Genomic DNA, 288 nt, shown 5'->3' with positions numbered 1-288 from the left:
GGTTGAAGCTGCACCTGCTGACGTTAGGGATGCTTCTGTGTCGCCGTTCACAAATCCCGAGTAGCTCACCGTCAGAGCTGGATTCGCGCTGCCATAGGCTTTGCTCTTGTCGTCTGCCGTGATCATAAGTGAGGCGGCTGTCACGCTCATCGTCCCATCGGCATAAGTGATTGCATAATTGGATGCTGCGGCTCCGCTGGCTGCGATCGGATAAGTCCCCACCGGACTTCCTATAACTGCCGTGGTGGCGACTGTCGGAGCTGTGGTTAGCACAGCTTCAGTATCGCC

Annotated in this window: 1 protein-coding gene; it reads right to left on the bottom strand. The window is 56.6% G+C overall.

Annotated features, from left to right (window positions below):
- Window positions 1–288 (bottom strand): MBG domain-containing protein (locus DM397_RS24175; protein WP_204251837.1); only part of this gene is annotated, 288 nt, incomplete at both ends.

Source organism: Flavobacterium nitrogenifigens, assembly GCF_003254565.1.
In the GTDB taxonomy this organism is placed as follows: domain Bacteria; phylum Bacteroidota; class Bacteroidia; order Flavobacteriales; family Flavobacteriaceae; genus Flavobacterium; species Flavobacterium nitrogenifigens.
Note: the sequence above shows the minus strand (reverse complement) of the source record. Positions and strands in the feature narration are given on the sequence as shown.